General features: G+C 39.3%; 22 protein-coding genes. 10 read left to right on the top strand and 12 right to left on the bottom strand.

The genetic code is table 11. The features are described from left to right. Positions 1–48 precede the first annotated feature (48 nt). Complete coding sequence (locus tag PUND_RS15250; protein ID WP_010388759.1) at positions 49–624, bottom strand: DUF6843 domain-containing protein; 576 nt, start codon at positions 622–624, stop codon at positions 49–51. A gap of 12 nt (positions 625–636) precedes the next feature. Further along, the gene (locus PUND_RS15255) at positions 637–1470 is read right to left on the bottom strand and encodes a hypothetical protein (protein WP_010388758.1); all 834 of its coding nucleotides are present in this window, start codon (positions 1468–1470) and stop codon (positions 637–639) included. Between the two features lie 267 nt (positions 1471–1737). On the opposite strand from PUND_RS15255, the gene PUND_RS15260 reads away from it, so the two are divergent. Next, positions 1738–2181 carry a GNAT family N-acetyltransferase gene (locus PUND_RS15260; protein WP_010388757.1) on the top strand — a complete coding sequence of 148 codons (444 nt, stop codon included), beginning with the start codon at positions 1738–1740 and terminating at the stop codon, positions 2179–2181. Between the two features lie 38 nt (positions 2182–2219). Here PUND_RS15260 and PUND_RS15265 read toward each other — a convergent pair whose 3' ends face one another. After that, the gene (locus PUND_RS15265) at positions 2220–2639 is read right to left on the bottom strand and encodes a hypothetical protein (protein WP_010388755.1); all 420 of its coding nucleotides are present in this window, start codon (positions 2637–2639) and stop codon (positions 2220–2222) included. Between the two features lie 153 nt (positions 2640–2792). On the opposite strand from PUND_RS15265, the gene PUND_RS15270 reads away from it, so the two are divergent. Further along, the gene (locus PUND_RS15270; protein ID WP_041709348.1) at positions 2793–3725 is read left to right on the top strand and encodes a ChaN family lipoprotein; all 933 of its coding nucleotides are present in this window, start codon (positions 2793–2795) and stop codon (positions 3723–3725) included. Between the two features lie 39 nt (positions 3726–3764). On the opposite strand, the gene azu is transcribed toward PUND_RS15270, so the two are convergent. The 5 genes from azu to PUND_RS15295 are packed head-to-tail and all read right to left on the bottom strand — an operon-like array spanning position 3765 to position 7594. After that, entirely contained in the window at positions 3765–4214 is a 450-nt protein-coding gene (gene azu / locus PUND_RS15275) for an azurin (RefSeq protein ID WP_010388753.1), read from the bottom strand. Then, positions 4211–4954, bottom strand: coding sequence for a HugZ family pyridoxamine 5'-phosphate oxidase (locus PUND_RS15280; RefSeq protein WP_010388752.1), 744 nt, complete (start codon positions 4952–4954; stop codon positions 4211–4213). Before PUND_RS15280 ends, azu begins: the two co-directional genes overlap by 4 nt. Next, a complete protein-coding gene (locus PUND_RS15285; RefSeq protein WP_010388751.1) occupies positions 4951–5739 on the bottom strand; it encodes a heme ABC transporter ATP-binding protein in 789 nt (262 codons plus the stop codon). The genes PUND_RS15280 and PUND_RS15285 overlap by 4 nt, the downstream gene beginning before the upstream one ends. Next, entirely contained in the window at positions 5736–6788 is a 1053-nt protein-coding gene (locus PUND_RS15290) for a FecCD family ABC transporter permease (protein WP_010388750.1), read from the bottom strand. The genes PUND_RS15285 and PUND_RS15290 overlap by 4 nt, the downstream gene beginning before the upstream one ends. Beyond that, entirely contained in the window at positions 6785–7594 is an 810-nt protein-coding gene (locus PUND_RS15295; protein ID WP_010388749.1) for a heme/hemin ABC transporter substrate-binding protein, read from the bottom strand. Before PUND_RS15295 ends, PUND_RS15290 begins: the two co-directional genes overlap by 4 nt. A gap of 137 nt (positions 7595–7731) precedes the next feature. On the opposite strand from PUND_RS15295, the gene PUND_RS15300 reads away from it, so the two are divergent. Then, on the top strand, positions 7732–9813 hold the full coding sequence (locus tag PUND_RS15300) for a TonB-dependent hemoglobin/transferrin/lactoferrin family receptor (RefSeq protein ID WP_010388747.1): 2082 nt from the start codon (positions 7732–7734) through the stop codon (positions 9811–9813). Between the two features lie 294 nt (positions 9814–10107). Here the strand turns inward: PUND_RS15300 and PUND_RS15305 are convergent, their stop codons facing one another. Together PUND_RS15305 and PUND_RS15310 are read right to left on the bottom strand one after the other, a co-directional pair. Further along, the gene (locus tag PUND_RS15305) at positions 10108–10716 is read right to left on the bottom strand and encodes a hypothetical protein (RefSeq protein WP_010388746.1); all 609 of its coding nucleotides are present in this window, start codon (positions 10714–10716) and stop codon (positions 10108–10110) included. Between the two features lie 253 nt (positions 10717–10969). Next, entirely contained in the window at positions 10970–13045 is a 2076-nt protein-coding gene (locus PUND_RS15310) for a TonB-dependent siderophore receptor (RefSeq protein WP_010388744.1), read from the bottom strand. 162 nt (positions 13046–13207) lie between these two features. On the opposite strand from PUND_RS15310, the gene PUND_RS15315 reads away from it, so the two are divergent. The 6 genes from PUND_RS15315 to PUND_RS15340 all read left to right on the top strand — a co-directional run bounded on the left by PUND_RS15315 (position 13208) and on the right by PUND_RS15340 (position 18209). Then, the gene (locus PUND_RS15315; RefSeq protein WP_010388742.1) at positions 13208–13834 is read left to right on the top strand and encodes a fused MFS/spermidine synthase; all 627 of its coding nucleotides are present in this window, start codon (positions 13208–13210) and stop codon (positions 13832–13834) included. Beyond that, positions 13821–14717, top strand: coding sequence for a spermidine synthase (locus PUND_RS15320; protein WP_010388739.1), 897 nt, complete (start codon positions 13821–13823; stop codon positions 14715–14717). Before PUND_RS15315 ends, PUND_RS15320 begins: the two co-directional genes overlap by 14 nt. Before the next feature lie 83 nt (positions 14718–14800). Further along, on the top strand, positions 14801–15514 hold the full coding sequence (locus PUND_RS15325) for a type 1 glutamine amidotransferase (protein ID WP_010388737.1): 714 nt from the start codon (positions 14801–14803) through the stop codon (positions 15512–15514). 90 nt (positions 15515–15604) lie between these two features. Next, positions 15605–16081 carry a MarR family winged helix-turn-helix transcriptional regulator gene (locus tag PUND_RS15330; protein ID WP_010388735.1) on the top strand — a complete coding sequence of 159 codons (477 nt, stop codon included), beginning with the start codon at positions 15605–15607 and terminating at the stop codon, positions 16079–16081. Between the two features lie 2 nt (positions 16082–16083). Beyond that, positions 16084–17148, top strand: coding sequence for an HlyD family secretion protein (locus PUND_RS15335; protein WP_010388734.1), 1065 nt, complete (start codon positions 16084–16086; stop codon positions 17146–17148). A gap of 11 nt (positions 17149–17159) precedes the next feature. Continuing rightward, positions 17160–18209, top strand: a complete 1050-nt coding sequence (locus PUND_RS15340; protein WP_010388732.1) for a DUF2955 domain-containing protein — start codon at positions 17160–17162, stop codon at positions 18207–18209. Between the two features lie 58 nt (positions 18210–18267). Here the strand turns inward: PUND_RS15340 and arfB are convergent, their stop codons facing one another. Beyond that, positions 18268–18681 (bottom strand): alternative ribosome rescue aminoacyl-tRNA hydrolase ArfB, encoded by a 414-nt coding sequence (gene arfB / locus PUND_RS15345; RefSeq protein ID WP_010388730.1) that lies wholly within the window; start codon positions 18679–18681, stop codon positions 18268–18270. 175 nt (positions 18682–18856) lie between these two features. Between arfB and PUND_RS15350 the strand changes: the two genes are divergently transcribed. Next, positions 18857–19186: a hypothetical protein gene (locus PUND_RS15350; protein WP_041709269.1), complete on the top strand. Its 330-nt coding sequence runs from the start codon at positions 18857–18859 to the stop codon at positions 19184–19186. On the opposite strand, the gene PUND_RS15355 is transcribed toward PUND_RS15350, so the two are convergent. Beyond that, entirely contained in the window at positions 19173–22391 is a 3219-nt protein-coding gene (locus PUND_RS15355) for an SdrD B-like domain-containing protein (RefSeq protein ID WP_010388726.1), read from the bottom strand. The two genes, PUND_RS15350 and PUND_RS15355, sit on opposite strands and share 14 nt — an antisense overlap. Between the last annotated feature and the right edge of the window lies 1 nt (position 22392).

The raw sequence follows: 22392 nt of genomic DNA on the forward strand, positions 1-22392 counted from the left end.
TAAGTAATACGTCGGATATTGGCATTTTGAAAAAGTAACTACATTTTATTATTGGTGTGATGTAACATCTTTACTATTCTTACACATACCTTTGAAAAGTTTTTCATCTATATTTTTGCGCTTAATAGCATCGTATATACTGAATAAATTTTTCCTGTCGGTCTGTTCTGCGTCTGTACCAACCGTAAAATTTTGATTAATCACAGTACAGCCATATATTGGACCCGATTCACCTAGGCCACCCACATACACAGTTCTTGTTTCTCCATCGTCTGTAGTATCTTTATCTTTTAATGAAGAGTCTTCGCTTATGGGTGTTCTTTCATTCGCATTACTCACTTCAAAGTATTGTATTTGATTGTTTTCAATCCAGCCCTCGTTGGCATCCATTTGTGTAACGAGTATACCTGATGGTGGTATTTCATATACCCGAGAGCCGTCTTCGTATTTCGGTGGATGCCCGTTTGGTGCATTAAATATTATGTATAGAGAGCCAACATAATTTTCAGGTATAAGGTAAATTACGGGTTCACTTTTTTTTACCTCTGTACAGGCTGATAATAACGATATCATTGAACCAAAAAACAATATTTTTAAAAAGTGTGCTTTAAAGATGGGTTTCATCGAGTCGCCTTTTTACTTAAGTAAGCCATTAAAACAGTTTTCTAAACTCGCTTTTTCAAGCAGCATACAATGACCGCTATTTGCTGGAATAGAAGTGAAACGATAATTCCAATCCGCTATTTTATGAAAGCTTAATTTGGGGTATTTATTTGCCTGTCTAAATAGTTCATCGCCTACGGTCCCTTTAAAACTACCATTATTGTTGAGTGGCAAACGGAGTGCGCTTACAATCATTGGGTAATCAGCATTAAGAGATAAGCTTAGTGGTGGCGCACCTTTGCGAACATGTATACCAAGGGAGATAGATTGCCCACCAGGACCAACAATAAATGCTTCACAATTAGGAAAAGCATCGCCAGTGATATAAGTAACTATATCCATGTGACCGCTAACAGTATCAATGTCTATAATAATTTTATACTTAACATTTAAAGTTGGCACGTATGAAAAGTCTAATCTTTCTTGCATCTGAGGAGAACCTGGCATTGCGTGATTAACTCCTCCGTATTGGCCGTCTAACTGATACTGATAAATACTATTATTAGTTGGAGGTTTTTCTTTGAGGGTAACACGCCCTTTTGGTGCAAGGTTACCAGAATATATTCTTTTCTTATCTTCCCACGGTGCTTTTGATGGATCTGATATTGTATCAATAGAACTAATTTTACTATTTTTTGTAGAAAGCCGTAGACGATGCCAAATCCTTGAGGTCGTAGGTTTAATACCACTAGGTTTTAGCGAAAACCCTCGATTATCTCCTTCAAACATTAGTCCAGACCAGCCAAAGTCTTTTTCAGGGTGAAATGAGCGTATATTAATTTCGTAGTTTGCTAATTGAATAGCCATAACCTTAATTCCATTTATTGATAATTAAAAATCCGTTTCGATAATAGTAACACCAGCTTAAGAGCATAACAATTCTGAAAAGCTTCAAAAGCACAGTACTATTGTTTGTTATTAATAAAGAATTACACGTGTTATGTAAACAAAGCCGCAGTATTTATTACTGCGGCTTTTTGTGCCTAAAAAGAATACATTGCCTAGATATGTTAGTGCTGATAACGTGATAAAACAAAACTACTTATAACTCCATGTTTGAAATTAAGGACAATAATGAACATTTCATTGGAAGGTGTCACCTCTGCTAATTACGAAGAGGTATGCGATTTAGACGTTACCAAAGCGCAACAAGATTACGTAGCGAGTAATATGTGGTCGTTAGTTGAGTCTCATTATAATGTTGGGCATACCTGTAAAGCTATTTACCAAAATAATAAGCCTGTAGGCTTTTTTATGTGGGTGCAAGAAACCCCTACAAAAGTTTCTATTTGGCGTTTTATGGTAGATGAACATCATCAAAATAAAGGTATTGGCCGCCAAGCACTATTCATGGCAATTACAGAGATTAAAACGACTTCTAAGCTTGAACAAATCGAGATTTGTTATAACCCGCAAAACCCTGTAGCTAAGGATTTTTATTCTAGTTTTGGGTTTGAAGAAGTTGGCCTAGATGAAGACGAAGAAGATATGTTAGCCATTATTAATATAAAAAGTTAACCCAATTTTGTTTAGCGCGTTGCTTATTGCCATAAAAATTAGTGCTTAGTAAGGTGTGGAGGATGTTGCAGTGCTAATTTTTTTAGCTGTGTAATGCATGAAAGCGCTAAGTCATGATATTCATCATCGCTATACAATATCTCGTTTAGCAGATTAATAGATTGTATGAGTGCATTGTGCGCAGCACTTTGTTCGTCTAAAAAGTGAAGTGTGGAATAAAGGCGCTCTGTAAGTGAGGTAATTTGTATGATTTGCTGTTTATTCGCACAGTTATACATTTGAGCTAATAAGGACGCACTTTCAAGTGCACACCCCAAATACGGCAATGCTTGTGCAAATTGGTATCGTTTAAACAGCGCTTCGCCACTTAGCTGCGCATTTTGAATATCTATAATTGCTTGTTCTGGTTGACATAAAACATGTTGTTTGTGTCGAGCACATAAAAAAGGTAATGCCATGGTACGTTCCATATCTGTTTATTTTTTAAGACTGTAAAACAGAAACTTCAAAACATCAAATGATAATTGTTTTTATTTGCATTTGTAGGTTTGAAGCAGTTTGTTGTGTATACTAACTTCATTGTTTTGATTCTTATTTTTATAAAAACCGATATGAAAAACCCATTTTTAGCACTTGTTTTACTCAGTGGATTATCAGGCTGCAGTATAAACACAGTATCAGTATCTCAAAGTTCATCCTTGTATAATTACGGGCTTTATAATGCAAATGGCCAGCGAGTTAATTCAATATTGTCAGAATCCACGCTTTTGAATGCCGATATTGTTTTAGTCGGTGAATGGCATACACACCCCGGTGTGCACTTATTTCAGGCTGAGCTGTTTCAGCAATTAAGCACACAAAATAAGCCTATTGCCTTATCGCTTGAGCAATTTAGTCGCGCTGATCAGCAAACACTAAACCTTTATCTTGAGAGTAAAATAGGTGAACAATACCTAATTGATAATACTAAGGCTTGGCCTAATTATAAGAGCGATTATCGTGCGTTAGTGGAATTGGCGAAGATACAAAATAGCGATGTAATAGCTGCAAATGCGCCTAAACATATTGTTACCTGTATTGGTCGCCAAGGTATTAATTATATTAATAAGCTTGACCCACAACAGCGTAGTTTTATTGCAAAAGAGATAGATATTTCTCCAAGCCTTTATAAAGAACGCTTTATGCAATCCATGCATCATGGAACGGCGAGTAAAAACGAAAAACTTTACGCCGCGCAAGTTACTTGGGATGAAACCATGGCTGAGTCTATCGTTAACTATATTAGTCAAAATAAGGGCACACAGGTTATACATTTAGCCGGTGACTTTCATGTGAGAAATGGTGAAGGCATAGCGCGGGTAATTAAGCGAATTGCCCCAGAGCTCAATGTTGTATGGGTTTCGCCAGTATCAAAAGTACAATCTGAGCAAAATGGTTATCAATTAGAAGTTAACGCTTTGCCTGCTCGTTATGTGCAAAAAGCACATCAACAAGCGGCATTCAAAGCTTTAGTCAAGCGAGGCGAGAAAACACAGTGCCAATAATAGGTTGGCACTGTGTTTGTGTAATACACTTTTTAATATTTACTTAAGCGTAAATGTGCCTTTCATCATGGCGTAATGGCCAGGAAAAGAACAAAAGAAAGTGTAATCGGTTCCGGCGGTTAAGCCGCTGGTTTTAAAAGTAACTTCGGTTGTTTTGCCGCCGCCAATAATGTCTGTAGCACCAATCACGCGACTATCATTAGGCTTTATGTAGTGGTTGCTAAGCCCTGCTGCGTTGCCATCTGTGATAATACCTTGCATGTTTTGTTCAGTAGATAGCACCCAGTTATGACCCATTACATTGGCAGGTAATTTACCGGTGTGACTAAGCTTTACAGTCACTTGTTTACAGCTTTTAGGGGCGCTTAGTGTTTTAGTTGAAAACTGCATCATATCGTTTGCATCTATATTTAGTGTGCATTCGTCTGCATATGCAGTATTGGCACTCAGTAGCAGTGTAGTGCTGAGTAAGGCTATTAATTTTTTCATACTATCTCCGCTAGTTGGTTTGAGCTGTTTCGTGCTTGATTTGTTAGGGCTACAAGTGCTTTTCGCACGGCTAATGGGCTATCGCACTCGTTCGCAAAATTAATAGAGTAATTACGCTTGTGGCTTTGTATATAAAAGCCTGTGGGTAGTAGGCCGCTCATTATTGGAGTGTAATCGGCTACGTTATAGTGCTGCATTAATATCAGCGACATAGCATCTTGATGATCTTCATTCATATGAGTGATCATGCTTTGCTGCTGGCTTTCATCCCACTTTTTAGGCTGAGCTTGCCACTCGTTTTGCTCAAGCCAAAATATTTTTCCAAAACCGCCAATATAACGCACCCGTACTACATCTAATTGCCAAAGCTGAAAATCATGCGCATTGCGATAGCTTGCAGCCTCAGGGTACAAAGCTATATATTTATCAAGTAGCACTCCGCTTTGCTCTTTTGCCACAATAGAGCCATCACCTACGAGTGTTACTCGCCCATGTTCGTTTTGATCGCCATAATCGGCGGCATCAAAAATAGTCAGACTCATGCGTGAGTCCTGTTTTAAATTTTTGGTATGCTGAGCTATGTCACTAATAAAAAAGTAGATGCGACCTTGTTCGTCACACATATAAGGTGTAACAGAGCCAAACGGATAGCCGCGTAAATTATTTGAAATGGTCGACATTACGCCGGCATGGGTTTTAAAAACGAGCGTACGTGCGTCGTTTAATGCTTGCTCTCTCATGAAAACTCCTGACGTTGAGAAAAAACCATGGGCGCATCGTTATAAGGATGAGGGTTAACGTGCAATTTCATGGCGTACATTTGTTGTAAGTTTTGTGCTGTTAAAACCGTATTTATAGACCCGCTTTGCAGCACTTTTTGGTTGTGTAATAAAATAGCGTTGGTTGCATAAAGGCTTGCTAAATTAAGATCGTGTATAGCAATAATGGCGCTGTTTCCTTGCTCTACAAAGGTTCTAACACAGCTAAGTAAAGTATGTTGATGACGCATATCTAGCGCTGATGTTGGCTCATCGAGCAACATTAATTTAGGCCCCGTTTGCGCAGTAAAAGCATCTAGCTGGGCTAATGTGCGCGCCATATGAACACGCTGTTGTTCGCCGCCCGAAAGCGCACTCATTCGACGTGTTAGGTAATGGGTTAAATCCATAAGTGAGGCATATTTTTGAACTTTATTGGCTTGTGTTTTAAGAGACTCTGTATAGGGATAGCGACCCATAGCAATGAGTTCAAATACACTAAAATCAAAGCCAACATGGTTACTTTGCATCATTACAGCGCGCTTGCTAGCTAATTGCTCTTTAGAAAATGAATGCAAAGGTTTGGTATTAAATAGTATATCTCCCTCAAAGGGATGCATGCCTGCCAAAGTATGCAGTAAGGTCGATTTACCTGCGCCATTTTCGCCTATCAGTGCGACAAGTTGTCCTGCTTGGATATTGCCGCTAATACCCTCTAAAACACGATGGGTGTTAAAGCCTATATTGAGGTTGTTAAACGTGATCATGACCAATCTCGCTTATTTTTAATGATCAAATATATAAATAGTGGAGCCCCAAGTAACGCCGTTATAATGCCTATCGGCAGCTCCGCAGGCATAACAACCAAGCGTGCTAACCAATCTGAAAGTAACAACACTATGACACCTAAAAGCATACAAAGTGGCAGCATATTTCGTAAATGAGGCCCAACCATTAGGCGTGCAATATGAGGGACAACTAAACCAACAAAGCCAATTAAACCTGTTAGCGCAACCACCGCACCTACGCCCAATGCCACTAATATAATGACGTATAATTTAAGCTTGCTGGTATCGACTCCTAAGTATTGAGCTTGTGATTCACCGATAAGAAGTAGATTCATTGGCTCTTTTAATCGCCATAGCCCGATAAGGCTCAGTAAAAGCAAAGGACTCGCCTGTTTTATATTATCCCAGCTCGCACCGCCTAATGAGCCCATGGTCCAATAGTTAATTAACCGCAGTGCGCTGTCATCGGCATAAAAACTTAATAATCCAATAACAGCGAATGCCAATGCATTAATGGCGACACCGACTAATATAAGCGTATTTATATTAATTTGTTTTTGTTGTTTTGAGACTAAATATACCAGCGACGTTACTGAGAGTGCGCCCAAAAATGAGGCATAAGGTAAGTAGTGTTGGGCGTTAAAATTAAATTGTGCACTAAGGGCGATAAAAGCCACCGCGACCATCGCAGCGCCTGCGCTTATACCAATAATAGAGGGATCAGCAAGCGGGTTACGACATAGCGCTTGGGTTGCAGCCCCTGTTTGTGCAAGTACTAAACCTACCATCACTGCAAGGACAAAACGAGGCAGGCGTATTTGTGTAACCACATTGATTTGTAGCGCATCAAATTGACTAAAATGTTCAGGAGCTAGCCATGCAATAGCTAAACGCCAATCCCATCCTGCGGCTCCATAGCCTATGCTAAGTAATGTTAAAGCAAAAATACAGCCATAACTTAATAGCATCCACTTATGCGGATTACTCAGTGTTATGGCGTTAAAACGATTCAAAGTTAACGTGCTCATAAGCGTGTTTTATACTCATGCAATGCTTGAATCGCAGTTGCAATACGCGGCGACATGCCCAGTGAAAGTAAGCTGTCCATGACCAGTAACTGACACTCTTGCGCTGCTTTTAATAAACGAAGTGTAGGCTGTTTACAAAAGGCTTGTTTCCCACCAAGGCTTTGCACAACATGCGCTGGCGCCACTAAAAAATCGGGCTGACTTACAGCCAGTACTTCACTGTTAATTGCTTTAAAGCCTGTATGCGTAGCAGCTATATTGGTAATGCCCGCATAATTAAACAGCAAGTTGGGCACCGTTTCTTGTCCTGCTGCGACGAGCCCACGCTCATTAGCTGAAAGTAAAAACAAAGCGTTATGAGTCTGTGTTTTTGCTTTAGTAGGTAACGATTTTTTTATTTTAGTAATTAGGTTTTGAGCTTTTAGGTTTGCATCTAAATCACTACCAAGGTGCTTAATTAGCGCAAGCAGTTCATTTACAGATGTCGGCTTTTTATAGTGAATAACCTTCACTCCGGTTGCTTCTATTTGCTTTAGCGCCTGCTCTCTTCCTGCACCTTCAAGTGCAAGTAACGTAGTTGGGCGCATTGAAAGCACTCCCTCAGCGGCTAGGTCTCGATAGTAACCTACCTGTGGCAACTGTGTTGCTTGTTGCGGATACATACTTGATTGGTCAACCGCGACTAAACTATTTTGTTTTTCTAGTGCGTAGATTATTTCAGTTAATGTGCCGCCAGCACTGATCACACGCTCTTTCGCGAGTGCTGATTGAGTGGCTAAAGCCAGAAAAAAAATTAGGTACTTCATAACAAACTCCGATTTTATTTTTTAGTATTATAACCACTTTAATCTAAATGAAAATGATTATCATAATCAATTGATCTTATTTTGGGTTAGTTGTACCATTTAAAAGTAAATAATAACTATTATCATTTGGAGTGGAGATGAATCCCTTTTCTTTTAAATTTACAGCATTAGCCTCTTTGTTAATTAGCTCTGGTAGCGCACTGGCCGAAAATGTTATTGACGATCATATTGTGGTTAGTGGTTCTCGCTTTGAACAAAAGCTTGAAGATGTGACTGGCTCAGTAACGGTTATTACCGAACAAGATATTGAGCGTCAGCTCGCTGTAGATTTACAAACTATGTTTAAATACGATCCAAGTATCTCAAGTACTGGCAGTGGCGCAGGCGCGCAAACACTAACTGTACGAGGTGTTGGTGGCAACAGAGTTGTTTTTATTAAAGATGGAAGACGCACAAACGATGGCTACGCTGGCGGCGGCGGTTATTTAGTGGGTCGAAACTACTTTGATGTTGCAGGTGTTAAACAAGTTGAAGTTGCAAAAGGGGCGGCATCATCGCTATATGGTTCTGATGCACTAGGGGGAATTGTAGTAATAACAACTAAAGACCCGAGTGATTATTTAGCGGATCAACAAAGCTTGGTAAAAGTAGCGTTAGGCTACCAAGGCCAAAGTAATCAGGTTGCTGCTGATATTACAGCAGCAAAAGATTTAGGTGACGTTGCTATTAGCGCTGTTTATAGCCATCGCGATAGTGAAGAAGTACAAAACTACGCTGAAGATTTACCAGGTTACGATGCCCGCTCGGACGCTTTGCTGCTTAAAGTTGAGCAAAAACTTGATGAAAAACGCACCCTTAAGTATACCTTAGATTACTTTAATCAAACGACAGAGCAAGTAATCACTCCATCCATTCAAGAAACCGAAGACGAAGACACAAATATCTCATTTGCACTCGATTATGATTCAGATATGGCAACAGCTATATTTGATAAATGGTATGGGCAACTATCTTATAGTCGATACGAGCAACAAAGTGACCAAATAAGCGCAGCTAGAAATTACATCGATTATAATGACTACGGGTTTGAGCAAGATATTTTAGGCTTAAAAGCGGTATTTAGTAAGGAAGTTAAAGGAGAAAATACCGAGCATGAATTTGTCTATGGAGTAGATATTGATTTATATGATACTACTCGACCACGCTTAAAAACCCGTGTATTAAATGATGGTACTGTTGATTTTACGAATGAAAAACAAAAAGCATTTCCCGGCGCCGATACTTCTTTAGTTGGTGTATATATGCAAGACAGTATTAAATTTAACGAGACTGATTGGTCGTTAGTTGCGGGTATTCGTTACGATTATTATGCACTTGAAGCCAAAAAAGATGCGTTATACGCTGACGCCGAGCTTGATGATATTACCGAGTCTGCGTTTTCACCAAAGCTGGGTGTGATTTATCAGGTAGACGATAATTTATCTTGGTATGGGCAATATGTTCGAGGCTTTAAAATACCGCCACACGACCAAGCCTATCAAAGCCATGGTGTTGAGCCATTTTATCAAATATTACCAAACGCAGATTTAGACCCTGAAAGCAGTGACTCATTCGAGATCGGATTAAGATACGCAAGTAGCGATATTAGTGTAAATCTAAGTACTTTTTATGCTGCCTATGATGACTTTATCGAAACAACCATTGCGGGTGTTGAGCCAACTTATATTCCTAATGTAAATAAAACATTTTACCAATACCAAAATATTAGCGAAACCCAGATCAGCGGTGTAGAAGCTGGTATTGCTATGTATGTCACCGACGATATTTTATTAGAAGCCAATGTTGCTTACGTAGATGGTGAAAACAAAGACTCTGATCAGCCACTTACTAGTATTAGCCCGTTAAATGGTTCTATATTGGTAAGCACTGAGTTTGGCAATGTTAATTGGACCGCTGCTTGGCGTTTAGCTAAGGCGCAGTCTGATGTAGTACTTGATACTAATGGTAATAAAACAACACAAGGTAACGGTTATGGTGTTGTTGATTTATATGCAAATTATCAGTGGCAAGCATGGCAAATGAATGTAGGTTTACTTAATCTACTCGATAAAGAGTACGTACCGTTTGAACTTATTGCTGGTCAATCCAAAGGTACTGATTTTAGCCAATATAGCCAACCAGGACGTAATGTTTCGGCTCGGATAAGCTATCAGTTTTAATTAATATTAAAAGTTGTATATATACCAATCGGCATAAATATCTGAATAATTTAACGGATTGAATTTTTCTATGTCTAAGCTGATTGGTATAAAAAGCACTAGAAAACTCTGCGTATTGCGCCATAGTGTAAAGGGGGTTTACGCCCCCCGTGATCTTTGTACTGCTCATATCTTTCAATAACACTATGCATACATTTTCTAAAGAGTGCGCTTAAATCAATATTGGTTTACTAAAGGCACTTATGGCATGCGTATTCAACACGAGAAACCTAAGCTAATTATAAAAAGGAGATATCAGCTCGAACAGGTTACGTCACTCATATCGAAAGTATGCGTTAAACCAGCAGGATCTTTATTAATTACTATTAGGTTATTCTTTTCAATGTAAAAAGTGTATTCGCGCATCCAATTGAGTTTCGCAATTTGCTTTAGCTCATAACGGCCAAATGCTAGCGGGCAATTTAAATACGCATAATGGTAGGCTTTCCCCATCGCGCCAGGGTCTGCGGTGTAAATATAAATAGTACGATCAGTAAACGTGCTTTGTTTGTGAATATAATCAGGGGTTGATAATGAAGAACCATTGAATAAAATCCCTAAACACAAAAAAGGAATTTGTATTACACCGACTAATGTAAGAATGATAATGAACAACCACTTAGCGATTTTATTTTTAATTATGCTTTTAATTTTTTCAGATTTGGCGAGCAGTAATATTAAACCTGTAATTACCAACACCAATTTTATATAAAGTAGATTATGGCTTAATGTATCCATAAGCCGTGGAGAGTGCCAATTTAAACCCCAAAGCGTTCCACCATGCATACTCTCCAGAAAGGGTAACAATAAACATGCCGTAATAAGAAAAATAATTAACGAGATATTATTGCTGCTTGTATCCATTGATTTTTGTCCTTTAAATCTAACCGGAGTCGCTGTTTTTTTAGTGTGATATTTATAACATAATTTAAAATGCAGCGTACCTAAAATGTTATAAACAAGATAGCTACCTAAAAGAGTAAAAGTATCTTTAAAGATGGTAAGCGGCTATTTATTATCCAAAAAAAAGCGCCTTAACCATTACATTAAGACGCTTTGGATGAAAAGCTAAATAACAAAAGTCGGGTTAAAATAGCTAATCGGGACTATGAAATTGTTAGAATTGATATGCCAATGACATCTTAAATTGAGTAGGCGCACCGGGGTAAACCCATAATGCGTTGTAGCTACTTTGAGCATATTCTTCATCAAGAATATTGTTAACACTGATATTTAACTTGGTGCGCTCGGTTAAGTTTACCTGCCCAAAAATACCAACTAGTTGATAGCTCGGTAAGTTAAATGTTAAATCGGCGGCATCGCCTAAGCGCTCACTGGTGTACTGATAACTGGCACCTAGCTCTAGCTCTTTGCCAAGAACGGCCATTTGATGGCTAAGCGTTAGATTTAAGTTATTTTTAGGCACATTGACTAATGGGCTGCCTTTTTTGATTGGCACGCCCCAATCAGCATTTATTATGTCGTTTGCCGTACTGGCATCTATATAAGCGTAAGATAAATTAAACTTTGTATCATCAGTAATATAAGTACTTAAATCAAGTTCAACACCTTTACTATTTGCTTTACCAATAGGCGCTGAAAAACCAACGTTTACAGGATCGGCTACTAACATATTACTTTTAGTGGCATCAAATAATGCTAGGGTTCCCGTTATGCCTTGGTAGCTAAATTTAGCGCCTACTTCAAATGAGTCACTGTATTCAAAGCCAAATGGGTCGCCATTTGCATCTGTGCCACTTAATGGTAAAAAGCCTTCGGAGTAGCTGCTGTATAAGGTTACAGCGTCGTTTAGTTCATATACTAAGCCTACTCGTGGACTTACCTGGCTTTGTGAACTGCTTGAAAGCACACCACTTTTGGTTTCTAAAATGTCTTGATCTACGCTATCGAATCTAAGGCCAACTAATAGTTTAATTTTATCAGTCAGATCCATTTGATCTTGAACGTATATACCATAAGCATCTTGTTGTTCGTTGTTTTCGTAGAGTAAACCTACTTCAGGACGAGCAACGTTATAATTCGGCTGATAAATATCAACTGTGTAAGTGCCATTACCGCCGCGATAACGATAAAGTCCAGTGCGTAAGTCGTATTTGTATGCGTCGGCTCCTATTAATAAGTGATGGGTAATGCCTGCGGTATCAAAATGCCCACTTAGCTCAAATTTAAGGCTGGTATCATCAACTTCATAATCGCGGTAGCGCTGTTGGCGGGTAAGTGTGTGGCCATCATCGAATAATGATTGGCGCGAGGGTGCAAGTTCAGCATCAGACGAAAACCCAGTTAGTGTAGAGCTACGGTAGTTTGCGCCTACAACGAGTGACCATTCATTGTTTATATCGTGATTTAAAGTTACTTGGTGACCACGAGAATATACTTGCGTGTCACCATCGTTTGGATTGCCTAAATAGCGTGAGCTAGGAACAGTATTAAAATTATCATTAAGTACAACAACACCACGGTCAAATAGCTGGGCTAAATCAACGTATTCAAATTCATAAGTGATACTGGTTGAAGCGTTTATTTGATGATAAATAGATGGCGTAACCACCTTTTTATGGGTGTACACCTCATCGCGGTAGCTATCGCTATCTTGCCATGCGCCATTTATTCTAAATGCTGTATTATCGTTAATGCCGTTTGTATAGTCGCCTTCAACGCGATTAAAGTTATCACTACCTAAGCTAAGCTTTAGCTCACCCTGTTGCTCAAATTGAGGTTTTTTGGTTACGATATTTACTGTACCGCCGGGCTCTGAGCGCCCGTATAGTGCAGAACCTGGGCCTTTTAATACTTCAATGTACTCAATGTTTGATACATCACGAGGGCCGCTGAATCCACGTCCACCGCTAAAACCATTAATTAAGTAACCCGATGGCATGTTTTCGTTACCCGATAATCCACGAATCGAAAAGCTATCCCATAATGCGCCACTGTTATTTTTACGTGAAATACTGGCAGAAAAATCCAGCGCATCTTGTAATTGAGTTATTCCTTTTTGATCAAGTACCGCGTTATCGAGGGTTTCGATTGATTGTGGCATTTGCTTTTGAGGAATATCGCCTCGGTAAGCTTGTTTATATGTAACCGCAATTTTCTCTATTGGTTGGCTTTGGGCAATGCTTTGTGCGCTTGCACTTAAGCAGGCTAAGTAAATTAATGAGTACTTCATAAAATGCTTTTTGGTAATGTTATATTATAACCAAAACTATAACATGTGTTACTTTATAACAAAATGTTTTTTTGCGCTCTATGTGTGCGTCTAATTTTTATACTAGCGGCTATACAGCTATCACGTTAAGATGGATGAAAATAACACAATAAGAATAATATAATGTTAACAAAAACAAATGCATTAATTTACTTTTTAGCCTTTAGCAGTGGCTTTAGTATTATGGGAATAGAGCTGTTAGGTGGGCGCATTTTAGCGCCTTACTTTGGCAGTAGCGTACATATCTGGGGCAGTATTATTACGGTATTTATGCTTAGCTTATCATTCGGGTATTTACTGGGAGGGAAGCTGTCTATTCGTCATCCTTCGTTGACCAAATATGGGTTAATCTTTTTAGTTGCCAGTATTATGGTGGTGCCCATTGCTTTGTTTGCTGAGCCAATTATGGCATTTATTTTTTCGCATATTGAAGACAGTCGCTATGGCTCGTTACTCGCCTCAACCGCGTTATTTTTTATACCCACCATTATTTTAGGCATGATCTCGCCCTACTCCGTACGTTTGCTGGTTACCAATAGTGAGCGCAGCGGCCAAGTGGCTGGCGGCCTTTATTTTGTAAGTACCTTAGGCAGTGCGCTGGGCACCATTATTACCTCTTTTTATATGGTACTGGCGTTTGATGTTAACACCATTATTTTAGGTTTTGCTGGTGTGTTGGGCACGCTTGGGCTAATTGCTATTAGCTTTGATAAACTTAAAGTGCGAGAGGCCGTTTATGCACAAGCTTAAATTATTGTTTATTAGTATAATGGCGCTGCTATTTTCAGCTCACAGTATGAGTAATGTTGTGCATAAAGAGCGCTCTTTATATCGAAATTTACTCGTTGAAGAAACTGGCGATTTACGCTGTTTAAAGTTTGATGAAAAAACCCGACAAAGCAGCCAAAGTTGCATGTACATCAGCGATCCTAAAAAACTGGTATTTAATTATACTAAGCTGGCTTTTTCTAGTTTATTACTGATTGATAACCCTAAAAATGTGCTCATTATTGGTTTAGGTGGCGGTACGCTTTCTAATATGATTCATGAGCTATACCCAAAGGCACACATTGAAAATGTTGAAATAGATCCTTCGGTAATTAAAGTGGCGCGCGATTATTTTAACTTTATAGAAACCGATAACGTAACTGCTAAAGTACAAGATGGGCGTATTTTTATTAAACGTGCGGCGCTTAAAAGCCAGCAATTTGATTGGATTATTTTAGATGCGTTTAATGGCGATTACATTCCTGAGCACCTACTCACAAAAGAGTTTTTTGAAGAAATAAAAAGCGTATTGGCTGAAGGCGGAATTGTTGCTGCTAACACGTTTTCATCAAGTAAACTTTATGAACATGAATCGGCAACTTATCATGCGGTATTTGGCGATTTTATTAATGTAACAGCCAATAATAATAGTAATCGTATTATTTTAGCCGGTTATAGCAATATCCCTACAGAGCAACAAATAGCACAGCGGGTTAAGCAACTAGCTCCATTACTTGCCTCTTATGATGTGGATATAGAGGCAATTAGCCAGCGTATGTTTTTCACTAAAGATGGAAAAGACTGGCCAAGTGATACTAAGGTGCTGACTGATCAATACTCTCCAGCTAATTTACTTAACTTTTAGCGGCTGATATAACATGGTCACTTATATCCGGTGACCATTACTTTAGGGTATTATTAAAAAGATAATATTTTAAGGAAACGGCAATGCACATTCACTTTATTATTCATGAACATTTTGAAGCGCCAGGCGCTTATGAAGCTTGGGCTAAAATGAATGGCCATACGTTGTCTTATACCCGTATTTATTTAGCTGAACCCTTACCTCAGCATACCGATGATATCGATTTTTTAATCGTAATGGGTGGGCCACAATCGCCCGCTACATCGCTTGCAGAATGCCCTTATTTTGATAGCAAAAAAGAACAAGCCTTTATTGCCAGTGCGATCACGGCAAACAAAGTGGTGTTAGGCGTTTGTTTGGGGTCGCAATTAATTGGTGAAGCGTTAGGCGCGACTTATCAACCTAGTCCAGAAAAGGAAATTGGTAAGTTTGCTATTACCCTCACCGATGCAGGCTTGAATCATCCGTTATTTAGCCATTTTGGCAGTGAGCTTAATGTGGGGCATTGGCATAACGATATGCCCGGGCTGACTGCTACGGCCAGTATTATTGCCTATAGCGAAGGTTGTCCAAGGCAAATAATCGCTTATAGCGATTTAGTATTTGGTTTTCAATGCCACATGGAATTGACCACCGATGTGGTTACCCTCCTCATTGCCAACGATGATTTAACCAATGCCCATAATTACCGCTTTGTTGAACAGCCCGAAAAGCTCTTAAGTCACGATTATGATGAGATGAACAATAAGCTTTATACTTTCTTAGATAAGCTTGCCGTACACTATTTATCTAAATAATACTTATTTACGTGAAGTTAAAATGCCAATTATTTACTTAGCCTGCTAACTAATGCTAAAATTTGCTGATATTCACCAGTAAGAGTTCCTATGAGTAGCAGTATTCCTTTTCATGAAACACTCGATTTAACTTTATGCGGCAATATGGGGCGAGTGCACCGCTTATGTCGAGAAGCGGTAACATTAGCGGTTGAACCCTTAGGTTTAACTCAGTCGCGCTGGACGGCAATGATTCACTTACATCATTTACCTTTAGGGGCAACACAGCAAGCGTTGGCGACCAGTTTAGGTATTGAAATGCCCTCATTAACGCGCACCATTAAGCAATTAGAGCTGCAGAATCTAGTTATTAGACAAGTTGATGAACACGATAAACGCAGTAAAAAATTGTACTTTACCGATGAGGGTATAAAGTTATTAGAACACTTAAAAGAGTTAACAAGCGATATTAAACAGCGTTTATATGCAGGTTTAAGCACGGAGCAGCTTGACGGTATGGCGCACAGTTTAGTGCAAATGGAAGAAAACGCGCGGCGTTGTATTGCAAGCTTATCTGGAGATAAATAAGTATGACACCCGATCAAAAATTTGCCCGCTACGTTAAAGTATCGCTCGTTGGTTTTATTGTTGTATTTTTCTATTATATTGTTGCCGATGTATGGCTACCGGTTACGCCACAAGCACGGGTTTACCATCCGGTTGTGCAAATATCGCCGCAAATAAACGGCCGTGTTACCGATGTGTTGGTTAGTAATAACCAAACGGTTAAAGCGGGTGATGTATTATTTGAAATAGACAAAAACACTTACCAACTAGCACTTGAGCAAGCGCAGCTCGCGCTTGATGATGCCAAACTGCAAAATAAACGACTTGATACCAACGTAAAAGCGCTGGAGGCACAAATAAGTGCAGCTAACGCTAAATTGCATGAGCAGCAGCTATTAAAAAAGCGTGGCGAAACACTCTACAAACAAAACTCTATTTCGGAGCAAGAGCTTGAAAGCATTCGTGCAAATTTTGCAGCAAGCCAATCTAATTTAGCTGCCTTTGAAGCACAGTTGGCAGAAGCTGTTTTAGCGCGTGGCGATTCAGGGCAAGATAACTTAGCACTGCGCCATGCAGCAAACCAGTTAGCACAAGCTGAGCTTAATTTATCTTATACGCAAGTGCGGGCTTTAAGTGATGGCGTTGTAGCTAATTTACAGTTACTTGAGGGCTCCTATGCGGTTGCGGGTAAGCCATTACTCGCGGTTGTAGCAAAAAAAGCAGATTTGGTAGCCGATTTTCGTGAAAAGTCACTATTAAACATGCAGCCAGGCAGTTTAGCAAAAGTGGTATTTGATAGCCGACCTGGTGAAGTATTCGACGCAAAAATTGAAATATTTGAGGCCGGTGTCAGTGACGGACAACTTAGTGCGAATGGATTGCTTAGCACCACCGAAACCAGCAATCGCTGGGTTCGGGATGCGCAGCGTCAACGTATTCATTTAGTGCTGCCAAATAACAATCAGCTTATAAATAATATGCCCAGTGGTGCGCGTGCCACTGTGCAGTTACTTCCACAATCGGCTATAGGTCAATGGTTGGGAACAGTACAGATCCGCTTTATTAGTTGGTTACATTACATTTATTAGTGGGGCGAGTAATGACACAACATGTTAGCCAAGCGCCACAACTCGATTCAAATGGTTTACGCCAAGCGCTACGGATTGCTGGCGGCTGCACTATTGGTTTTACTTTGTGCAAGTTAATGAATTGGCCCAATGGAATATTTTTTACAGTTTACCCTATGTTACTACTCGGTTTAGTGCCAAGTATTAACATAGGCGTGATCCGTCAATTTGTTGCCAGTGCTGCCTACAGTGCGTTTATAGTGCTTATTTTACAGGGCTTATTTTCACACTTGCCGGTGTTAATGACGCTCATTATTTTTGCTAGTTTTTGCGTGTTATTTTACTTAATGAGCTCTGGTGGGGCGTTTTTATTTGGTGCGTTAGGTGCGGTGAGTTTATCGATTCAGTTACATTTTGCCAGTCATGTTGATCAAGCTAGTAGCATTTACCCGCTTATTTTAAGTAATGGTGTGGCTATTTTTATTACTATTATTATTGCGCTCTTGATGCATGGCTTGTTTCCTGACGTGACAGCGCGACCCATGCGCGCTGTACCGCACAAGGATAAAGAAAGTATTCGTCACGAGGTGTTGTTATGTGCCACGGTTGCTACTTTGTCGTTTGTGGTTTTTCAGGTGCTTGATTTGCAAGATTCAATTTCGGCGCAAGCGGCATCTATTTTAATTTTATTTTCGCTGTGTTTTAAAGCGGCGGGCACCGCAAGTTGGCAACGTATTATTGGTACACTGATAGGTTGTAATGCTGCTTTAGTTGCGCAATTGTTTTTGTATAACCATACCGACGTTTTACTTTTTCCGGTGGCTATATTATGGATTTTATCTTTTATATTCAGTCGTTTTCATATTTTAGGTGGTGGTCCACCGGGGGTTGGGTTTGGGGTATTGACCACTTTTGGGATTTTATTTGGTCAGTCGTTAGGCCCTGGGCAAGATTTAATATACAGCGCCATGTATCGATTTAGCTCGGTGGCTGTTGCAGTAACAGTAAGCTTAAGCGCAGTGTATGTAGTGCATCGAATCCTAAACCGATTTAGCGTCACCCGCCATCATACTTATGATTAAATTAAAGGCTGCATTCGCAGCCTTTTTTATGTGCTTAACCAGAGTCAGGTTACTTAAGTTACAGCTTAATATTACCGCGGAGAGCTTTGGTTTGGCCGTGTTTGGTTTTTTTATCCATACGTTTACGCTGTGAGTTACGGCTAGGTTTGGTAGCACGGCGTGCCTTATTAACCTTTGTGGCGCTTAAAATTAGATCTTTTAGCCGTTTAAGCGCATCTTCCCTGTTGAGCTCTTGAGTGCGGTGGCTCTGGGCTTTAATTATCAATACCCCTTCTTTGGTGATCCTTGAATCTTTTAAAGCAAGTAATCGTTCTTTATAAAACTCGGGCAATTTAGAGCGGTTTATATCAAAGCGTAAGTGTATAGCACTGGCTACCTTATTAACATTTTGTCCGCCAGCGCCTTGCGAGCGAATAGCGCTTAGCTCTACTTCCCATTCATCAATGGTTACGCTGTTTGAAATAGTTAACATAGTGCCCCGTTCTTTTTGCAAAAAATGTATTATAACATCAGTACATTGACTTGTGGTGATTCAACTAATTAGATAGGCGGCCATTGCTATTTACAATCTAATAATTGCTAAATAAACACATAAAAAAGAATTTACTCTACACTTACTATATTGTTTTTTAATTCGCTTTAATTATATGAAACAAATATCTATTTTAATGTCTTTGGTATGTATGCTCGCTATTTCGTATGCTGTTTATGCCAAATCATCTCAAACGTTTAGTGCTGGCGTAATTGCACAAGAACAAGTTTATCCAATTAAAGTGTTACCTTTGGGTAATTTTCAACGCTGTTTTGTTGTTGCTGCGCAAAAAGAAGATGCGCTGTATTCTGCGTGTTATATTAAAAAGAGCGCGCAATCGATTTGGGTTGCCGAATCCGCGGGAGCGCGTTGTGAAATAAAATGTGAGTCGCATTTAAACAGTGATGGCAAAACACAGGTGCAGTACTTTACTACTGATTTATAGCAAAAATGCTGTGCCAAGGTTTCTTTATCGCGGTGGTGAGCCCTTTTATTTGTTTAACCACTTGCTTATCACACGCTGTTTGCTTTGCATTATGCGGCCCTGACAGCATCAAATAATGGGCTTCACCTTTTATTGCTTGCTTTGCTACGAACAGTGATGGATTTTCCCTTAGCAGCTTTTTATTAACTGATTTTTCAGAGGTATATGCTACGTACTGGCAAAAGTAAGTCTCAGTTTTTTGGGTTTGCATATCGCCCCACTCCCCTATTTTTCGCCACTGTGGTGAGGCATATCGCCTTGCATCAACCATAAAGCTGCCATGAAGCGCCGGTATTGAATAAACATCATTAATGGTTTGCTGTGCTTTAGCTGCATTATTATATGGGCCTGCAACGAGGTAATAGCTATCACGGTTTTCATGTTTATATAACTGCAAAGCATAGGCTGCTTTATCAATTTTATTCGCCACAATAAGTGCCGATTGAAACTTTTTGAATACGCCCAATTGCACAAAATAAGGCGTGTTTTGGTTTGCTTTAGCTGCTGTTGTTGGTTGCTTATTTAAGGTATTAGCGTTATTTGTGTATACAATGATGTCTTGCAGTATTATGGTATCGCCGCTTTTTTCAGTGATGATCTGCTCGGGAAGGTTTTTTATGGTTATGTTTTCTGATAGCTGCTCATTTTTTTCTATTTCAAGAATATAACTTCCTTGAGAAACATTAGAAAAATAATAATAACCATCATATTCAGTGACCGTTGAATAATGTTTTTCGCCGCCCTTTTCTTTAAGTACAACCGTCAGTCCTGCGATAGGTTTACTCTTTTCATTGCTCGATAGATAGATAGTCCCCTCAACCTCGTTGTAGACAACTAAAGGAATGTTTACTTTGGTTTGCCCGCCTCTATGAGCCAATGTTTTAATTTTCCCTAAAGAGGGCTGCAAGTAAGGATTAGACAACGAGCGTAAATTAACATCTAAAACTTGGCCACCGTAACTGCTTGGCAGCAAGACCTTTCCGTCATTATTGGTGTATTTATCTCGCCATAGGTAGTTGCCAGTAAAATTAACGTCTTGAATTGGCTCATCGCCTTGGTCAAAGATTTCATTTTCATTCCAATCTATGAACGAACTAACTTCTATTTGCCCTGAATTTAATGAGCGAGGAGTGTCAAAGTTAAAGTCTGCTTCTAAATGATCAAAACTAAATGTGCCATTTAAACCTAAAGAAAAGCGCCAATCACCTTGATTATCGACTTGCCCTGATACTTGTATATTAAATATCTCATGGCGGTATGTATACTGATGACTTAAAAGCGTATTTGCTGCAGAGTTAGACTGATATGTCAGCTGGGTTTGATTGAAGGTGCTTTGTGTTTGTGGCCAACGTAAACTACTTCTCAAACGAGTAAGTTCTGCGCCATTATTAGTCTGCCAATCTAAGGTGTTGGTCCATTTCCAAGAGGCAATATCCATTGAAGAATAAAGCCGGTTTATTAGGTTATTCGTATCGTCATCATAAAATAGTTGGCTTGACCATGTTCCTCCGATATAACTTTTATTGATACCTAATGAGAGTCGGTTTTTAGTGTTGGTATTTTCACGTACTTCATTGCTCCATCTCATATTCCAGTTAAGGGAGTTAAAGAAATCAGTGCGGCCATTTAGGCTCAATAACAGCCTATTTTTGAGTGAGTTCTCTTGTGCTACAAATAAAGCGCTAGAAAAGTCATTAAGGGCACTGTATTCAACATTAACACTGATGTCGTTAAAAAGTGTATCAGAAAGTAGGCCTCTAAAACCGGCAAAGTAAGCATAGCCAGCATCGAGTTGTTTTGTGGCTAGAAAACGGTAACTGCCGTGATCTGTAAGTGTATTTAGCCCCGATGATAGGTAGCTGCTGTTATCTTGGTCAGTTTGCAAATGAGTAACTTGAGCGTCATAAGTGATAAATTCACTAATGCCATATGAGAGATTGCTTTTAAAGGCATTACTCATCGCTGTTGAAGCGTTATTAGATTGATTAAAAACACTTTTATCTGTTTCTAAAAACTCTACCTGATAGCTTATTTTTCCGGGCGATAGAGCGTCTTGTCCTATTGTATATTTTTGAGTACGTGTGATTTGCTCGCCTTGTGAGCCAAAAAGTTTAATTTCAAAAATATTGTTGCCGTAAAACGTTTCAACATCGGTAAATCGAACCAAATTTTCGTCGTTAGCTTGAGTAGTGGCAATAAATTGACCATTTCGATACAGCTCCGCTTGCCAGCCCGATAATGCGGGTTCTTCAATGGTAATGGTTGAAAAGTTTTGTGCCGAATGTGGGTTAGCATTTGAAATATAAAATCCCCGACCTTGATTTGAGCTAGTAATAAGCTGATCTGATTGAGATTGAATATCTCCCAATTGGTAGTGAATGCGTGCCAGTGAGTGATCTTGTTCACTTAAATTAAAGTCTTTAGTTACTTTTAAAAAGGTATTAGCGGTGTTTTCGTTTTTGTTGAATCGTAGTTCAGCTCGATGATGAAATAAGTCAAAGTAGCTATTAAGCCTGAGCAGCCCCTTATAACGATTATTAGACGATTTATAGCTTGCTGATAACGAATATTCAGATACCGGATAGGTCAGCGTTTGGTATTGGTCGTCTATAAAGTGATCGTATTGCAGTACTTTGGACTTAATTTGTTTTGTAATACCACTTGTTATTTGGCTGTTATTATAAGTAAGCAAGCTACTAGAAAATGAAACCTGCATCAGTGAGTAATCAAAGCGCGAGTCGGTATTTAAAAGTGTATTTATGACAGATAAATCAACATAGTGGTCGTAGTCATCGACAGCCCACAATGAAACATTTTCTGAGGGAGCTAAAGTTGAGGAAAGCTCAGTATTAAGCACCAGCTCACTTGAGTCAACTTTAGCAACCAGTGTATTTTGTGACACATTTAAGCTAATTCCCATAGTCGATTTCAGGGCGCTTATGGGCAATAGCAACTTATTTGATTTTGAATAGTAGGCTTCTAAATCTGAGACAACTGAACGCCCATTTACCCTGACATTTATAATCACAAAAGCCTCCTCATCAATAGGCCATTGATAAAGAGTCGGTAACTGCTTGGCGATGATTGCTTTAGGTGCAATTAACAGTAACGTACAAAGTAATAAGCGAGCCGCTAAACCACAGCCTAATGCCCTTATGTTTAGCACT

Origin of the sequence: Pseudoalteromonas undina, from assembly GCF_000238275.3 — a bacterium.
Classification (GTDB): Bacteria; Pseudomonadota; Gammaproteobacteria; order Enterobacterales; family Alteromonadaceae; genus Pseudoalteromonas; species Pseudoalteromonas undina.

Coding starts and splice junctions, on each gene's coding strand:
- PUND_RS15250 (WP_010388759.1), bottom strand. CDS start 624: ATGAAACCCATCTTTAAAGCACACTTTTTAAAAATATTGTTTTTTGGT.
- PUND_RS15255 (WP_010388758.1), bottom strand. CDS start 1,470: ATGGCTATTCAATTAGCAAACTACGAAATTAATATACGCTCATTTCAC.
- PUND_RS15260 (WP_010388757.1), top strand. CDS start 1,738: ATGAACATTTCATTGGAAGGTGTCACCTCTGCTAATTACGAAGAGGTA.
- PUND_RS15265 (WP_010388755.1), bottom strand. CDS start 2,639: ATGGCATTACCTTTTTTATGTGCTCGACACAAACAACATGTTTTATGT.
- PUND_RS15270 (WP_041709348.1), top strand. CDS start 2,793: ATGAAAAACCCATTTTTAGCACTTGTTTTACTCAGTGGATTATCAGGC.
- azu (WP_010388753.1), bottom strand. CDS start 4,214: ATGAAAAAATTAATAGCCTTACTCAGCACTACACTGCTACTGAGTGCC.
- PUND_RS15280 (WP_010388752.1), bottom strand. CDS start 4,954: ATGAGAGAGCAAGCATTAAACGACGCACGTACGCTCGTTTTTAAAACC.
- PUND_RS15285 (WP_010388751.1), bottom strand. CDS start 5,739: ATGATCACGTTTAACAACCTCAATATAGGCTTTAACACCCATCGTGTT.
- PUND_RS15290 (WP_010388750.1), bottom strand. CDS start 6,788: ATGAGCACGTTAACTTTGAATCGTTTTAACGCCATAACACTGAGTAAT.
- PUND_RS15295 (WP_010388749.1), bottom strand. CDS start 7,594: ATGAAGTACCTAATTTTTTTTCTGGCTTTAGCCACTCAATCAGCACTC.
- PUND_RS15300 (WP_010388747.1), top strand. CDS start 7,732: ATGAATCCCTTTTCTTTTAAATTTACAGCATTAGCCTCTTTGTTAATT.
- PUND_RS15305 (WP_010388746.1), bottom strand. CDS start 10,716: ATGGATACAAGCAGCAATAATATCTCGTTAATTATTTTTCTTATTACG.
- PUND_RS15310 (WP_010388744.1), bottom strand. CDS start 13,045: ATGAAGTACTCATTAATTTACTTAGCCTGCTTAAGTGCAAGCGCACAA.
- PUND_RS15315 (WP_010388742.1), top strand. CDS start 13,208: ATGTTAACAAAAACAAATGCATTAATTTACTTTTTAGCCTTTAGCAGT.
- PUND_RS15320 (WP_010388739.1), top strand. CDS start 13,821: ATGCACAAGCTTAAATTATTGTTTATTAGTATAATGGCGCTGCTATTT.
- PUND_RS15325 (WP_010388737.1), top strand. CDS start 14,801: ATGCACATTCACTTTATTATTCATGAACATTTTGAAGCGCCAGGCGCT.
- PUND_RS15330 (WP_010388735.1), top strand. CDS start 15,605: ATGAGTAGCAGTATTCCTTTTCATGAAACACTCGATTTAACTTTATGC.
- PUND_RS15335 (WP_010388734.1), top strand. CDS start 16,084: ATGACACCCGATCAAAAATTTGCCCGCTACGTTAAAGTATCGCTCGTT.
- PUND_RS15340 (WP_010388732.1), top strand. CDS start 17,160: ATGACACAACATGTTAGCCAAGCGCCACAACTCGATTCAAATGGTTTA.
- arfB (WP_010388730.1), bottom strand. CDS start 18,681: ATGTTAACTATTTCAAACAGCGTAACCATTGATGAATGGGAAGTAGAG.
- PUND_RS15350 (WP_041709269.1), top strand. CDS start 18,857: ATGAAACAAATATCTATTTTAATGTCTTTGGTATGTATGCTCGCTATT.